The organism is Sphingomonas sp. CFBP 8760 (assembly GCF_014841615.1).
Lineage (GTDB): Bacteria > Pseudomonadota > Alphaproteobacteria > Sphingomonadales > Sphingomonadaceae > Sphingomonas.
This window is the reverse complement of the sequence record NZ_JACYUG010000024.1, coordinates 10,337-26,133: the sequence shown is the minus strand read 5'-3', so window position 1 is coordinate 26,133 and position 15,797 is coordinate 10,337. Positions and strand designations below refer to the sequence as shown.

Below are 15,797 nucleotides of genomic sequence, written 5' to 3'. Positions count from 1 at the left end.
AGATCGGGTATGTTTCGACTTGCCCGCACCACCGGACCTGATATGCCTTGGGCAAAACAGGATCGGAGTGGATCATGGACCTGCGCTTTACGCCTGAGGAAGAGCTTTTCCGGGAAGAGGTACGCGACTTCCTGCGCGATCACCTGCCCGAAAGACTGCGCCACAAGGTCAGGCACGACCTGACGATGACCAAGGCCGATATGGAGGAATGGCACGCCATCCTGCATGCGCGCGGCTGGCTGGCCAGCCACTGGCCCGAACAATATGGCGGCCCCGGCTGGACGGTGGTGCAGCGATCGATCTTCGAGGACGAGGCCGCCCGCGCCCACGCCCCCCGGATCGTGCCGTTCGGCGTCGGGATGCTCGGCCCCGTGCTCATCAAATATGGCAGCGAGGAACAGCGCCGCACCATCCTGCCGCGCATCCTCGACGGGCGCGACTGGTGGTGTCAGGGCTATTCCGAACCGGGCGCCGGCTCCGATCTCGCCAGCCTGAAGACCAGCGCGGTGCGGGACGGCGATCATTACGTCGTCAACGGCCAGAAGACCTGGACGACGCTGGGCCAGTTCGCCAACCGCATCTTCTGCCTCGTCCGCACCGATCCCACCGCCAAGGCACAGGAGGGCATCTCGTTTCTGCTGATCGACATGGATACGCCGGGCATCGAAGTGCGGCCGATCGTGCTGCTCGACGGGGACGCGGAGGTGAACGAGGTGTTCTTCACCGATGTCCGCGTGCCCGTCGCCAATCTGGTCGGCGAGGAGAACAAGGGCTGGACCTACGCCAAATATCTGCTGACCTATGAGCGCACCAACATCGCGGGCGTCGGGTCTTCGATGGCGGCGTTCGACCGGTTGCGTACGATCGCGGGCAAGCTGACGCGCGGCGGCCGGCCGCTGCGTGACGACCCGCTGTTCGCGGCACGGATGGCGCGGGTGGAGATCGACCTGGCCAATATGGCGACCACCAACATGCGCGTGATCGCGGCGGCGGCGGGCGGCGGCGCGCCGGGGGCGGAAAGCTCGATGCTGAAGATCAAGGGCACGGAGATCAGGCAGGCGATCACCGCCCTCACCCGCCGTGCCTATGGCCCCTATGCCCAACCCTTCATGCCGGAGGCGCTGGAGGACGGCTACAACGGCGAACCGGTAGGGCCGGAAGACGCGATCGCCGCCGCGCCCGCCTATTTCAACAACCGCAAGCTCTCGATCTTCGGCGGATCGAACGAGGTGCAGAAGAACATCATTTCCAAGATGATCGTGGGGCTCTGATGGATTTTCACCATGGCGAGGACCGTCAGATGCTCGGCGACACGGTGCGCCGGTTTCTGGCCGAAAAGGCCCCGGTCGAGGCGCGGAACCGGATCGCCTATGGCGATATCGGTTACAGCCCGGAGATATGGCGCGGGCTGGCCGAACTGGGCGTGATCGGCGCGTTGTTCGGCGAAGAGGTCGGCGGGTTCGGCGGTGGCGGGTTCGATATCATGGTGGTCTTCCATGAAATCGGCCGCGCGCTGGCGGTGGAGCCGTTTCTGGGTGCGCTGATGGTCGGACAGGCGCTGGCCGCGGCAGGGCGGGCCGATGTGATCGAGGGCATCATCGCGGGGACGACCATCGCCGCCTTCGCCCATGCCGAACCGCAGGACCGGGCCGCAGGCGATCCCCTGGCGACGCGGGCGCGGCGTGACGGCGCCGGTGAGAATGGCGCCGGTGAGAATGGGGGCTGGACGATCGACGGGGCCAAGGCGGTGGTGGCGCACGGCGAGGCGGCCGACGTCCTGCTCGTCTCCGCGCAGACCGATGCCGGCGTCGCGCTGTTCCTGGTCCCGCGCGACAGCGCCGGACTGGGCGTGCGCGGCTATGCCAATATCGATGGCGGCCGGTCCGCCGAGGTGACGTTGCGTGGCGTCACCGTGCCCGACGCGGCACTGATAACCGCGGACGGCGCCGCCGCCATCGCTGCGGCGGAGGCGGCCGGGCTGCTCGCACTCTGCGCGGAGGCGCTCGGCGCGATGGAGATCGCGCGCGATCACACGGTCGATTATGTCCGCACCCGCAAGCAGTTCGGTGTGCCGATCGGCAAGTTCCAGGCGCTGCAACACCGCATCGCGACCGTGCTGCTGGAAATCGAGCAGGCGCGATCGGCGGTCATCAACGCCGCCGATGCCTTTGGCAGCGATGCCGCCCCCCGCGCGCTGGCCGCCGCCAAATACACGATCGGCGCGACCGGGCAGTTGGTGGCCGAGGAGGCGATCCAGCTTCACGGCGGCATCGGCATGACATGGGAGTTGCCGCTGTCGCATTATGCCAAGCGGATCACGATGATTGACGGCCAGTTGGGCGATCAGGACGAGCATCTGCAACGCTACATCGCGCTCGGCCGCGCCGCCACCGCATAGACGCCAAGGGGCGTCAGACGGCGGGCGCCAGCCCCCAGCGGTCGTAGCGGAAGCTGCGACCGCCCAGCCGGAACCGCCAGCCGTCCCCGTCGCGCACCGCCGGGGATGGCTGTTCATTTAGCGCCACGTCACCGGCCATCCATGCCGGAATGCCGATCCGCGGCACCGGCTCCCCGAACGGTCCCTCCAACGGGACGGGCAGGTCGATCAGCAGGTCGCGCGCGCCCAACCGGGTGGCCACCGCCTCGGCGCGGTCGGGGAATTCCAGATCGCTGAACGGCACCGACCAGTCCAGCGACACCCTTCTCGCCGCCTCGATATCGCTCAGTATCGCCCCGCGCTGCGCGGCGGCATGATTGTGCCAGCCAGCATCGGCGTTCGCGGTGATGGCGGCCAGCGCCTGCGGGTGCAGCGCCTGTTCGACCAGCCGACGATTGTCCGCCGGGATCGTCACGACCAGGTTTGCCTCCAGCACGCGCAACGTCGCCTCCAACTGGACAATGTCGGGATAGGGACCACGCTTGCCCAGCCCCTGTGACGGACGCCCCGCCACCAGCAGCGGCGTCAGGTCGCGCATCGCCGGTCGCATGACGATGGCGCGGGCATCGGCAAAGGCACCACGATCGCGGCCGGCATGGCGATGCAGCCGCCCGATCCGCTGGAGCAGCACGTCGACCGGCGCCAGATCGGTGACGAGGAAGTCGGCATCGATATCGAGCGATTGTTCCAGCGTCTGCGTGCCGATCAGGATGCGGCCCATGGTCGACCGGGCCTTCCCGAATTGAGCCTCCACACCCGCATCCAGCAACCGGCGGTCGCTGGCCGCGAACCGGCCATGATGCACGGTCGCCGCGCCATCGATGCGAAAGGCGAGATCGGGGGCCAGCGTCTCGACCGTCTGCGCCACCGCTACGGCACCGGCGACGCTGTTGCGGATCACCAGCACCGATGCGCCGGCGCGTGCCGCCGCTATGGCCTGCGCGGCGATCGCAGCGGGATCGTCGATCGACCCGACCAATTCGATCGTCACACGCTTCTGATCCGGCGGCGGCGCGGCGATCGCCCGCACCGGCGCGGCGCTGCCCGACAGCGCGGGATAGGGCCGTGCCACCGCCTCGGCGAGGGTCGGCAAGGGCTGTTTCAACAACCGCGCGCGCGTCGCGGCACCGAGCGTCGCCGACAGCAGCAACGCCTGCCCGCCCGCGCCGACATGATTGCCCAGCAAGCGCTCGAGTAGCCCGCTCATATAGGCGTCGGAGGCATGAACCTCGTCCACCACCAGCAGGCTGCGCGCGAGCGCGGCGGCGCGGACGGGCGCGTGGCGGATGCCGATCGCCCCCGACAATGCCTGATCGATCGTGCCGACCGCCACCCGCGCGGCGAGATACTGGTTGGCATGTTCCGCCGCCCACCGCGCATCGACCGGCCGGCCGCTATCGGCGTCGTCATCCCAATGAACGCGACGGCCGGGGCTACGCGCGCCATCGGTATCGCCACGCAGATAGCCGGGCACCGCCAGCACCGCCTGCGGTGCATCTGCTCCCCATACCCGATTCAACATCCGGTTTACCCGTCCATGCAGCTGCACTGCCGCCGACCGGGTGGGGAGCGCGAAGTACAGCCCGTCGACCTCGCCGCGCCGCCGCAACGCCAGCCAGCGCCACAATGCCGCCTCGGTCTTCCCCGATCCGGTTTCCGCCTCGATCAGCGCGATCGACCCCAGATCGTCCGCCGCCGACTCAGGCTGGACGCCCCGTGCCACGAAGCCGAACGCCGCCGTGAAGTCGCTGGGCGGGGTGGCGATCGGCGCCAGCCCGCGTGCGACGACCGCATCCTGCGCGGCCACCTCCCGCATCGCCGCTCGCAGTGGACCATGCGGACCCGCGACCGGAAAGCGCCGCACGTCGGAGCCGATCCAGTCGGCCAGCACCAGCAACCCGGCGAACAGTGCGACGAAGCGCGACTCCTGCGGCAGACCCTCGCCTTCCGCCCAGGCCAGCGGATAGCGGGTACGGACCCGATCGACGAGATCGGCCGCGCTGGTGGCGGGATCGTGCCCGTCCATGGCCAGCCAGTGCCGGACATGCTGTTGCCAGGGACGGTTACCGCTGCGCTGCTGCCGCGCGAATTCGGCGCGCAGGCGGCCATGATGCGCCATCAACGCGGACACATAGGGCTCCGCCGACCATGACCGGATGATCCCATGCAAAGCCCTGCCCCCGGCGGACTCGCGCAGGCGGGTATCCATCAGCAGGGCGGCGACCTGTCCCTCATGCCCGATCGGCGGCTCCGTCTGGTCCGACCGCGCCTGAAAGCCACGATTGGCCTTGCCGATATCGTGCAACGCCGCCAGCGCGACGAGCCGCGACCGGTCCTGCTCCGTCAGCACCCGCCCGGCGCAGTGCGTCAGGGACCGGTCCCACGCGCCCGCGCGGAGCAGCCGTTCCAGCACCGTCGCCACGTCGAAGCCATGATCGGCAAGCGGCAGGGCGGCACGCACCCGCCCATCCGCGTCGTGCGTCAGCTTGGCCCAGATCGTGTCGAGCGATGCCTGCATGGGGCAATTCCCTTTACTGCCGATCGTTCATCGTGCCGCATCGTACCCGCCCGCGACAGCCGAAGCTGCACCTTCCCGCTTCCCCGAACCATCCGTTTCGGTGGGAAAAACCGCGCCATGCCGGATGCGACACCGGTTGCCCGAACCATCCGATCCGGTGTCGTGTCGATGCGATGTCAGCATCCCCCCAGCCCCGGATCGGCCAATTCGTATCGTTGCGGGGCAGGCTGTGGCTAGTCGAGGACGAACCGGCGGCATCCTATGACGGCCATCTGCTCGCCTGCATCGACGACGATGCCGGTGGCGAGACGGTGCGCGTGCTGTGGCCGGCGGAGATCGACGCGCGGCTGCGCGACGAGGAGGCATGGGATACGCTGGGTCTGGGCGGCGATGACGGGCCGGCGGCGTTCGCGGCCTATCTGCGCACCGTCCAGTGGCGCACCGCCACCGCGACCGAGCGCGATCTGTTCCAGGCGCCGTTCCGCGCCGGCATCCGGCTCGATCCCTATCAACTCCTGCCGCTGCGCAAGGCGTTGCGGCTGCCGCGCGTCAACCTGCTGATCGCCGACGATGTCGGACTGGGCAAGACGGTGGAGGCGGGGCTGGTCCTGCGCGAACTGCTGCTCCGGCGGCGGGTGGACTTCACCGTGGTGCTGGCGCCGCCAGCGATGACCGGTCAATGGCGCGACGAACTCCAGACCAAGTTCGGCCTGTCGTTCGAGATCGTTGATCGCCGCCATCTGGAGGACCTCCGCCGTCGCCGGGGGCATGGCGCCAATCCGTGGGCGGCGGGATCGCGCTTCATCCTGTCGCACCGTCTGCTGGGTGACGAAGCCTATGTCGCCGGCCTGCGCGACGTGCTGGAGGATTTCCGCGCCCGCTCGCTCCTGATCCTGGACGAGGCGCATCACGCCGCCCCCGCCGGCGGGGGGCGGTATGCGGTGGAGACGCAATTCACCCGCGAACTGCGCGATCTTGCCGGCCGGTTCGAGCATCGACTGTTCCTGACCGCGACGCCGCACAACGGCCATTCGAACAGCTTCGCGACCTTGCTCGAACTGCTCGACCCGCAACGGTTCACCCGTGGGCTGACCGTCCGGCCCGCCGATCTGGAACCGGTGATGGTGCGCCGGTTGAAAAGCGACCTGCGCCTGCTCGGCGAGCGGTTCCCGGAACGGGTGGTCGAACCCGTGGTGATCGACGGCCTCCCGGCTGATGCGCCCGAACTGAGGCTGGCGGCGATGCTGGCCGGATATCGCGACCTGCGTGATCGTCGGATCGGCGGGCTGGGCGGCGGCCGCGCGGCGCAGGCACGGCTCGCCTTTGTCGGGTTGCAGCAGCGATTGCTGTCATCCGTGCCCGCCTTCGCGCGCACGCTGCGGGTCCATATCGCCTCGCTCGACCGGCTGATCGCCGGACAGACATCTGTGCCGCCGGTGGTGGAGATCGACCCCGATATCGCCCCCGAACGGGCGGCCGACGAAGAGGCGGCGCTCGACCGGCTCGCGGCGGCAGACACCGCGCAGGTGGATGCTGCGGCGCTGGCCGGCGCATCGGGCGGAACCCGTGAACAGTTGGCGGCGGAACGCGCTCATGCCGCCGCGATGCTGGCGGTCGCGGATGCCGCCCGGCACCTGCCCGATGCCCGCGTCCGCTGGCTGCTCGACTGGATACGCACCCATCTGCTCGATGCCGGAGCGCGCTGGACCGGGCGGCGGTTGATCCTGTTCACCGAATATGAGGATACGCGCCGCTGGTTCCAGCGCCAGCTGTCCGTCCTGCTCGACCCCGCCGACCCGGACGAGGATCGGCGGATCGACAGCTTCACCGGCATCACCTCGACCGAGCGGCGCGACGCGATCAAGCGCGCCTTCAACGACCCCGATCATCCGATCCGCATCCTGCTGTGTACCGATGCCGCGCGCGAGGGGATCAACCTCCAGTCGCAATGCCATGACCTGATCCATGTCGACCTGCCGTGGAACCCGTCGCGGCTGGAACAGCGCAACGGCCGGATCGATCGCAAGCTGCAACCCGCCGACACCGTCACCTGTCGATACTTCGTCTATGCGCAGCGCCCCGAGGATGTGGTGCTCGACGCACTGGTGCGAAAGACCGAACTGATCCGGCGGCAACTGGGATCGGCCGGCCAGGTGCTGGGCGACCGGATCGCCGAGCGACTGGCCGCGCGCGGGATCGGCCGTGCCGAGGCGCCTGACGTGGCGGCCCGCATCCGCGATGCCGAGGCGGACGAGCGGGTCCGCACGGCGGTGTGCGACATGGACGATGGCGATACCGCCCGGCTCGCACGGCTGCGGCGGGAACAGGCGGACCTATCCGCCGCGTTGGAACAGGCCCGTGCGAAGGTGGGCGTCGATCCCGATGCGCTGCGATCGGTGGTCGCCCTGGCGATCGCCCGCACCGGCGCCAACGTCGATACCGCCTTGCCCCCGATATCGGTGGTGGAGGGCACGCCCGTCTTCGCGCTGCACGAAGCCGCCCCGGCGCTGGCCAACGATCCCGCCTGGCAACCGCTGTTCGACGAGCTGCGTTCCCGCAACCTGCGCCCCGGCGAAAAGCCCGGCCAGTGGCGGGCCAGCGCCGATGCCGGGTTTCGCCGGATCAGCTTCGCCCCCGCGATCCTCGCCGATGGCCGCGATGCGGATGTGGTGCAGCTTCATCTCGAACACCGCCTCGTCCGTCGTCTGCTCGGCCAGTTCCTCTCCGCCGGTTTCCGGCAGGGGCTGCAACGGACCTGCGTGATCGAAACCGGTGCGGCCCGTGTCGCGCGGGTCCTGTTGATCGGCCGGCTGGCGCTGTACGGCGAGGGCGCGGCCCGGCTGCACGAGGAGGTGTTGAGCGTCGCCGCCGATTGGCGCGATCCGGCCCGTGGCCCCGCCACCCTGCGCCCGCTCGCCCCTGGTCGGGAGGCGGAGGGGCGGGTGCTGGACGAACTGATCGCCGCGCTGGACGAGGCGCGGATGGCGACCCCCGCGATCGTCGCCACCGCCAGTGCGGGGGTAGCGGCCGATATTGCTGACCTGCGCCCCGTCCTCGAACGCCGCGCCGCCGAACAGGCCGCACGGGCCGCCACCGAACTGGCGCGACGGGCGGAGGCGGAGGCGACCGGACTGGAACGGCTGCTGCGCGAACGGATCGAGCGCATCCGCCGCGAACGCGGGCAGGACGACCGCCAGTTCGCCCTGCTGCTCGACGAGGCGGAGGCGCGGCAGCGGGCAGCCGACCGACGGTCGTGGGACCGTGCGGCGACCCGGCTGGACGACGAACTGGTGCGCGAGCCAGAGCGGCTGCGCGCCGCCAACCGCGTCCGCGCGACGCGGCTGGAACCGATCGGCATGGTGTACCTCTGGCCCAAGCAGGATCGACCGGCATGAGCGGCCGGATCGATGGCGGCCAGCACGACTGGATCGGGTATCTGCAACCGGTCGGGCTGGTGGTGGCGCCCGTGGTGCTCACCCGGCTAGGCCTGTGGCCGGAACCACAGGCGGCGGCGGACAACGAGGCGGTGGCCGCGGCACTGACCCGGCTGGCCGATGGCGATCGCTTCGCCTTGTTCCGGGACGTGCTGGGCTGGCCGGTGGCGCAGGTCGCGGGTGCGCCGGATGGCCCTGCCCTGCCCACCGCCCTCACCCGCTCGCTGCGCGATGGCGAGACGTTGCTCACGCCGACCTATGCGGTGCGGGCACCCACCGGCGACGACTTCCAGTTGCTGGTGCGGATTGAGGATGCCGGGATCGTGCTCGACCGGCGCGGCACGCTGGGGGGATGGGAGGCGACCGCGCATCAGCGCTTCGAACGGCTGCTCCGCGAAACGGGGGTCCTGGCCGGTGTCCTGATCGGCGAGGTGGAAACCGGTCGCAGCGACAGCCCGGTCGAACCGGTACTCCGCCTGGTGGTGGCGCCGCGTGGCGAGGCGGCGGGATGGATGTCATGGCCATTGCCTGCGCTGACGAAGGTATCCGGACGCGGGATGCTGGCGGGGCTGAAACTGCTGCTCGATGCCCATGCGCTGTTCACCGGCGCGCCGTCGCACCGGTTGCCGGTAGTGCTCGCGGAAAGCCGGGCGGCGCAGGCCGCGGTGTCGACCCGGCTGGCCGGCCAGGTGCTGGCCAGCCTCCACGAACTGCTGCGCGGTTTCGATGCCGCCGCACCCGATCTGATCCGCGATCTGGCGGTGCGGCGACCGCACCACCTGTACGAGGGGCTGCTCACCGTCCTGCTCCGCCTGATCTTCATCGCCTATGCCGAGGATCGCGACCTGATGCCGTCGGGTGGGGGGCGCGGCGCGACGCTGCTGTACGAACAGGGTTATTCGCTGGGCGGGTTGCATGTCCGCCTTGGCGACGATCGCGCGCTCAACCCCGATACGATGGACGAACGCTATGGCGCCTGGGGCCGCCTGCTCGCGCTGTTCCGGCTGGTGGAGCGTGGTGCCGGGGATTTCATGCAGGCGCGCGGCGGCAAGCTGTTCGGCGAGGCGGCCTTCCCGTTCCTGTTCGGCCGCACCGATCCCGACGATCCCGAACGGGTGCTGACCATCGGCGACGGGTGCATCGCCCGCGTGCTGGACGGCCTGCTGACGCTGGACGGCGAGCGGGTGTCCTATCGCGCGCTCGATGTCGAGAAGCTCGGCTCGGTGTACGAAACCGTGATGGGCTTCACAGTGGAATGTGCCGCCACCCCCATGCTGGCGATCCGCGCGGGCAAGGGAAACCGTACCCCGGTCTGGGTCGATCTCGCCGCGCTGGCCGCCGCCGGGGGTACCGAACGGGTCCGGCTGTTGAAAGAGTGGACCGGACGCGGGCTGTTTCCCGCCGCCGTGGCAAAGGAACTGCGCCGGGCGGGAGGCGTCGCCGGCCTGGAGGCGGCGCTGGCCGCGGTGGTCGATCCGCGTGCCGCCCCGCGCGGTGCAGCCGTGGCGGCGGGGACGCCGATCCTGCAACCGACCGACGAGCGGCGCCGGACCGGCAGCCATTATACCCCCCGCGCCATGACCGAGCCGATCGTGGGCCATGCCCTCGCCCCCGCGCTGGCGCGGATCGGTGCGGATGCGACCCCCGGCGACGTGCTCGACCTGAAGGTCTGCGATCCGGCGGTCGGATCGGGCGCGTTCCTGGTCGAGGCGTGCCGGCAACTGGGCGCGCGGCTGGTGGAGGCGTGGGAGCGCTGGCCGGCGCAACGGCCGACCATCCCGGCGGACGAGGACGATCTGCTCCATGCCAAGCGCCTCGTCGCGCAGCATTGCCTGCGCGGAGTCGATTGCAATCCGCTGGCGCTCGATCTCGCCAAGCTGTCCCTGTGGCTGGAGACGCTGGCGAGCCGGCACGAATTTACCTTCCTCGATCACGTCCTGCGCGCGGGCGACAGCCTGGTCGGGTTGCCCAATCCCAAGATCATGGCTGTCACCTGGGGTAAGATGTCGGGACAGCACACGTTCGTCGAGCAGATCGTCCGCGATGGCATCCGCGCCGCCGCCGATCTCGATCGGCTGATGCGCCACGAGGCCGAGATCGCCTCCTACGATACGCAGGAACGTCGCCACCACGAAGCGACGACCGCGAAGCATCACGCGCATCTGGTCGCCGATGCGGTACTGGAAAGCTTCTTCGCCGGCACGACCCATCGCGAGCGCGAACGCGGGCTGGCCGAGATGCAGCAATTCGCCCTGTCGCCCCGTGACGAGAACTGGGCAAAGCTGGCCGCACTACGCGATCGGTTGCGGGCCTCCCCGATCGGGATCACCAGCTTCCACTGGGAACTGGAGTTCAACGACGTCTTCGCGCGGCCCAACCCCGGCTTCGACGCGATCGTCGGCAACCCGCCCTTCGCGGGCAAAAACACGATCGCGTCCGGCCACCCGCTCGCCTATCCCGACTGGCTGAAGACGCTCCATCCCGGCGCGCACGGCAATGCCGATCTGGCCGCGCATTTCTTCCGCCGCGCCTACGGCCTGTTGCGCCAGGGGGGTGCGATGGGGCTGATCGCCACCAACACGATCCGCCAGGGCGACACCCGCGAAACCGGGCTGCGGCACATCGTCGGCGACGGCGGCGTCATCTACCGCGCGATCAGCCGCGCCCGCTGGGAGGGCGAGGCGGCAGTGGTCGTCGCGCAGGTGTTCGTGAGCAAAAGCGGCACCCCGCCATCGCCATCGCCATCGATCCTCGACGATCGCCCGGTACGGCGCATCTCGGCCTATCTGGTCGAGGGCGATCTGGATGGATCGCCGGCACGGTTACGGGCGAATGCGGGGAAATCGTTCGCCGGCTTCGAAATATACGGAATGGGTTTCACATTCGACGACGAGAATGCCGGCAAAGGCAAGTCTACACCGCTTGCAGAAATGCAACGATTGATATCAGTAGATCGGCGGAACACTGAGATCATACGCCCCTATCTCGGCGGCGAAGAAGTGAATAATTCATCTACACAAACATATCATCGATACACGATCGACTTCAGGGATTACCCTCTTTCTCGCAGCAATAGCGGCCGATCATGGAATTTTCTGAGCCAGGTTGAGCAGACCGACCAGATACGACGAGGGATCGTCGCGTTCGATTATCCGGGTGCCGTTGCCGCCGATTGGCCCGATCTGCTCGAAATCGTCCGCTTGCGTGTTTTGCCGGAACGACAAAAACAGGATCGTCAGCGACGCACCGACCTTTGGTGGCAATTCGGCGAGGTAGCACCCACTCTACGAAAGTCTCTCGATGCCATCGGCGATGGCTGTTGCCTTGTCACCAACCGGGGTGCCTCACCTCACTTATCATTCGCGATGGTGCCAGCCGGCATATGTCTGGCAAAGACCCTCGCCGTCTTCGCTCTCTCAACCCACGCCGCCTTCGCCACGCTGCAATCGCGCGTCCACGAAGTCTGGGCGCGGTTCTTCGCATCGACGCTGGAGGACCGGCTCCGCTACACCCCCTCGGACTGTTTCGAGACGTTCCCGCTCCCGCCCGGCTATGCCGATGCGCCCGCGCTGGAGGCGGCCGGGCGCGCGTATCACGATCACCGCGCGGCGTTGATGATCGCCCGCGATCAGGGGATGACGCCGACCTACAACCGCTTCCACGCCCGTGCCGACGACGCTGCCGACATCGTCACGTTGCGGGGGTTGCATCACGCGATGGATGACGCGGTGCTGCGGGCCTATGGCTGGGACGATCTGGCCGACCGCGCCGCCGCGCAGTTCCTCGACGAGCATAGCGAGGACGATCACCGCTATCAGGGACGGCTGTTCTGGCCGGCGCCCTTCCGGGACGCGCTGCTGGCGCGGCTGCTGCGATTGAACGAGGAACGCGCGATGGCGGAGACGATGCTGTGAGCGCGGCGGGTATCCGCGACGGGCTGGTGAGGCGGCTGCGCCGCAATCTCGTCGGCCCCAGCGAGCCGGAGGATGCCGATCTTGCGGCCGAGCGGTTGCCGGCGGGGGAAAGCCCGTCGCGATGGTATCTGACCGGCTTCATCGCGCCGTCCGGCGAACTCACCACCTCTGCCACGGCGGCAGCCGCCGATCCGGCGGAAGATGCCGGGTTCGACGAAGGCGACCTGTTCCTGCCCGATCTGGAAGGCTTCGGCGCAGGCGGCGCCGCCGGCGATCATGACGAGCCCGAACCGCCCGCGGCGCGCCGGCGCTTCCTGCCGAGTTCGATCGGCCTGTCGACCATGATCGACCCGGCCGTCACCACGCTGGACGTGACGGTGAGCTGGGGCGACTACGTGCCCGAGCCGCCGCTGCCACCGGAGGTGCTGGACAATGGGGTCGAACCCCGCGGCGAGCCGGTGACGTGGCGGCGCATCGCCCGATCGGCCACGCTGACACTGGCGATACCGGCCGAGAACGACGGGCTGGTCAAGACGCCGATCCCGGAATCGGCCGCCACCGCCCGGCCCGGCGGCGCACTGGAACTGGGCATCCGCGCCCGGCCGTTCCGGCTGGCGCTGGCGACCGGGGCGGTGCGCGAGGTGCGCGTGGTCACGATCTTCCTCGTCAACAAGCGCCGGGAACCCGCCTCGCGCTACCGCGATCTCGCTTATGCCTATCAGGTGCGGATCGACCTGCATTGCCCGGACGGGTTCGTCGCGCAGCATGATCTGTCACGGATCACGCGCGACGATTGGGACGAACAGCTTGCCGATCTTCATTACCGCGATGCCGCTGCCTATGCCGTCGGACTCGGCTGCGCGACCGGGCACGGGGCAGATGCCGATGGCGTGGTGCGCCGCGTCCACACTACCCACCTGCCGCGTGCGGCGGTCGAGCGCACCGTCACCGCCCCGGTTGCCGGCGTCGAGTTCGCGATGGACCGTCTCGCGATGCTGGGGGATCAGGACGGAGCGGCGGTCCATGCCGCGCTCGATCCACTGGTCGCCGCCTACGCCGCATGGGCGGAACGACAGCGGCAGGCGGCGAGCGCTGCCGACATCGCCGATGCCCCGCAACGCGCGCGGACCGCAGCGAAGCTGATCGAGGGACAGGCCGCCGCGTGTGCCCGGATCGCGGCCGGCATCGCGCTGCTGGCGGACGACCGGCGCGCCCGGACCGCCTTCGCCATCGCCAACCGTGCGGTCGCCGATGCCGGCCGTGCCCGTCGCCCGGGGGACCGCGCACCCGCATGGCGGCCGTTCCAGCTCGCCTTCATCCTGCTCAACCTCGCCGGCATGGCCGACAGGACCCATCGGGATCGCGAGATCGCCGACCTGCTGTTCTTCCCCACCGGCGGCGGCAAGACCGAGGCGTATCTGGGCCTTGCGGCCTTCACCATCGCCCTCCGGCGGCTGGGGGCGGACGGCCTGCTCGGCGCGGGCGTCAGCGTCGTGATGCGCTACACGCTGCGCCTGCTGACGCTGGACCAGCTCGGCCGTGCCGCCGGCATGGTCTGTGCGCTGGAACTGCTCCGGGTCGGGTCGGACTATCGCCGCGCGGACGACCGGCCGCTACTGGGCGACTGGCCGATCGAGATCGGGCTGTGGGTGGGATCGGACGCCAGCCCCAACTGGCTGGGCGGCAAGGGCGACAAGCGTGACGATACCGCGGTCAAGCGGGTGCGCGCCTATCGATCGGGGCGAGATCCCCGCGCGCCCGCGCCGATCAAGGCCTGTCCATGGTGCGGCACCGCCTTCACGGCGCAGAGCTTCCAGTGCGTGCCCCATGCCGACCAGCCGACCAATCTGGAGATACGCTGCGCCAACACCGGCTGCGCCTTCACCGGCGACCGGCCGTTGCCGATCGTCACGGTTGACGAGGCGATCTATCGCCGCCTGCCCGCCTTCCTGATCGCCACCGTCGACAAGTTCGCGGCGTTGCCATGGCGGGGTCAGGCGGGGGCGTTCTTCGGCCATGTCGACCGGGCGGATACGACCGGATTCTATGGCGCGGCGGAGCCCGGCCGCGGGCGACCGATCGATGGTGGCGACGGGCATGGCACCGCCCGGCTCGATCCGCCCGATCTGGTGATCCAGGACGAACTCCACCTCATCTCCGGGCCGCTCGGCACCGTCGCCGCGCTGTACGAGGCGGCGATCGACCGGCTGGCCAGCCGTGATATCGGCGGCGTCAGGGTACGGCCGAAGATCGTCGCCTCCACCGCCACGGTGCGGCGGGCACAGGGGCAGATCAGCGCGCTGTTCGACCGGCACGTCACGCATATCTTCCCCGCTCCCGGCCTCGACCGGCGCGACAGCTTTTTCGCCCGCACCCGCGCCGAGGGGCCGGACGATCCCGCGCGCTGGTATCTGGGGCTGGCGGCGGCCGGACGCGGCCCGAAGCTCGTCTTCCTCCAGGCACTCGTCACGCTGCTGGCCGGTGCGCAGGGCTGCGCGGAAGAGTCCGGCGACGATGCTGACGCCTATCTGACCGCGCTGTGTTACTTCAATGCGTTGCGCGAACTGGGCGGCGCGCGGCGGATCGTCGAGGATGAGGTGGCGACGCGGGCGCGGACCTATGGCACCGAACGCCGCCGGCTGGAGCCGCCTGACCATCCGTTCGGCAATCGGATAATCGGCGAGCCGGTGGAACTCACCTCGCGCGTATCGACCGATCAGGTCGCGGCGGCGAAACGCCGGCTGGAGACGGTCTTCGCCGGAGAGGGTGCCGAACCCGTCGACGTGGCGCTCGCCACCAACATGATCTCGGTCGGGCTCGATATCGACCGGCTCGGCCTGATGCTGGTGCAGGGCCAGCCCAAGACCGCGGCGGAATATATCCAGGCGACCAGCCGGGTCGGACGCAACCCGGCCCGGCCGGGGCTGGTCGTCGTCGTGCTCAACGTCCATCGGCCGCGCGACCGGATGCACTTCGAACAGTTCGGCCATTTCCACGACACCTTCTACCGCGCGGTGGAGGCGACCAGCGCGACGCCGTGGTCCGCCCGCGCGCTCGATCGCGCGCTGCCCGCCGTCGTCGTCGCCATCGCCCGGCATCTCGACCCGGCACTGACCCCGTCGGACGCGGTCGCGGCCCTCGCCGGATCGCCGCAGACGCGGACGGCGGTCGTCCGCCATCTCGTCGACCGGGCGCCCGACGACATCGGCGGTGGCAAGGAACGGCTTGCCGCCCTGATCGAAGGGCTGCTGGACGACTGGATCGCCGTCGCCGCCGTCCAGACCGCGCTCGGCACCGGTTTCAGCTACGAGGATCGCCCGCACCGGCTGCTGCATCCTCCGCTCGACCCGGCCCCGCCCGATGACCCCGCCCATCGCCGCTTCCATGCGGGGTGGAGCATGCGGGATGTCGAACCCGGCGTGCTCATCCGCCCGCGCGGCCCCGATGGCGAGACGGTGGCCGGCGCGAAGGACATCGAATGACGAGGGAAACGG

The 15,797-nt window shown here is 69.6% G+C and carries 6 protein-coding genes; 5 read left to right on the top strand and 1 reads right to left on the bottom strand.

Annotation, left to right across the window (positions count from 1 at the left end; all coding sequences use genetic code 11):
• Window positions 1–74 precede the first annotated feature (74 nt).
• Both IFT82_RS18445 and IFT82_RS18440 read left to right on the top strand, forming a co-directional pair.
• Window positions 75–1,271, top strand: a complete 1,197-nt coding sequence (locus IFT82_RS18445) for an acyl-CoA dehydrogenase family protein (RefSeq protein ID WP_192129599.1) — start codon at window positions 75–77, stop codon at window positions 1,269–1,271.
• Window positions 1,271–2,398, top strand: a complete 1,128-nt coding sequence (locus IFT82_RS18440; protein ID WP_192129598.1) for an acyl-CoA dehydrogenase family protein — start codon at window positions 1,271–1,273, stop codon at window positions 2,396–2,398. The genes IFT82_RS18445 and IFT82_RS18440 overlap by 1 nt, the downstream gene beginning before the upstream one ends.
• 13 nt (window positions 2,399–2,411) lie before the next feature.
• On the opposite strand, the gene cas3 is transcribed toward IFT82_RS18440, so the two are convergent.
• Complete coding sequence (gene cas3, locus IFT82_RS18435; RefSeq protein WP_192129597.1) at window positions 2,412–4,955, bottom strand: CRISPR-associated helicase Cas3'; 2,544 nt, start codon at window positions 4,953–4,955, stop codon at window positions 2,412–2,414.
• Window positions 4,956–5,128: 173 nt separating this feature from the next.
• Between cas3 and drmD the strand changes: the two genes are divergently transcribed.
• From drmD to drmA, 3 genes are read left to right on the top strand one after another with little or no spacing between them, the layout of a single operon-like run.
• Window positions 5,129–8,350 (top strand): DISARM system SNF2-like helicase DrmD, encoded by a 3,222-nt coding sequence (gene drmD / locus IFT82_RS18430; RefSeq protein WP_192129596.1) that lies wholly within the window; start codon window positions 5,129–5,131, stop codon window positions 8,348–8,350.
• Window positions 8,347–12,303, top strand: a complete 3,957-nt coding sequence (locus tag IFT82_RS18425) for an Eco57I restriction-modification methylase domain-containing protein (RefSeq protein WP_244646962.1) — start codon at window positions 8,347–8,349, stop codon at window positions 12,301–12,303. The genes drmD and IFT82_RS18425 overlap by 4 nt, the downstream gene beginning before the upstream one ends.
• Window positions 12,300–15,785, top strand: coding sequence for a DISARM system helicase DrmA (gene drmA, locus IFT82_RS18420; protein ID WP_192129595.1), 3,486 nt, complete (start codon window positions 12,300–12,302; stop codon window positions 15,783–15,785). Before IFT82_RS18425 ends, drmA begins: the two co-directional genes overlap by 4 nt.
• Window positions 15,786–15,797 lie beyond the last annotated feature (12 nt).

What these genes read in the sequence shown, in the direction of transcription:
- cas3 (WP_192129597.1), bottom strand. Translation starts at nt 4,955, where the DNA reads ATGCAGGCATCGCTCGACACGATCTGGGCCAAGCTGACGCACGACGCG.
- IFT82_RS18445 (WP_192129599.1), top strand. Translation starts at nt 75, where the DNA reads ATGGACCTGCGCTTTACGCCTGAGGAAGAGCTTTTCCGGGAAGAGGTA.
- drmD (WP_192129596.1), top strand. Translation starts at nt 5,129, where the DNA reads ATGTCAGCATCCCCCCAGCCCCGGATCGGCCAATTCGTATCGTTGCGG.
- IFT82_RS18425 (WP_244646962.1), top strand. Translation starts at nt 8,347, where the DNA reads ATGAGCGGCCGGATCGATGGCGGCCAGCACGACTGGATCGGGTATCTG.
- IFT82_RS18440 (WP_192129598.1), top strand. Translation starts at nt 1,271, where the DNA reads ATGGATTTTCACCATGGCGAGGACCGTCAGATGCTCGGCGACACGGTG.